This window comes from Dellaglioa sp. CoH-57-MRSF-19 (assembly GCF_056781975.1).
The window spans coordinates 1-269 of record NZ_JBXAXW010000272.1 but is presented as its reverse complement, the minus strand read 5'-3'; the positions used below and the strand labels follow the sequence as shown (position 1 = coordinate 269).

Here is a 269-nt window from a genome sequence, read left to right as displayed (position 1 = left end):
GCTCCGGGTGAAGATGACATGGCTATCGTCGATATCGACGAGGCCCCAGAAGAAGACTGTGACGATGTGGTGTTTGCGAACACTGGCAATGGCACGGTTCTGGCGCTGAAGGGCAAACGCGTTATCGCATCGATGGACAAGCGTGCGGCCATCAAGGCAGGCGCGCAAGACATGTACCAATCGGAAAACTATGCGGAAGTGACGCAGCACGAAATGGGCCGTCAGGGTCTGCGTGCCGGCCTGAAGAGCATGGGTTTTGTTCTGGCCAC

The 269-nt window shown here is 57.2% G+C and carries 1 protein-coding gene; it reads left to right on the top strand.

Annotated elements, in window-relative coordinates; all coding sequences use genetic code 11:
• Positions 1-18 precede the first annotated feature (18 nt).
• The coding region (locus AC1RO3_RS09195; RefSeq protein ID WP_481764116.1) for a hypothetical protein at positions 19-269 on the top strand (251 nt) is incomplete at its 3' end.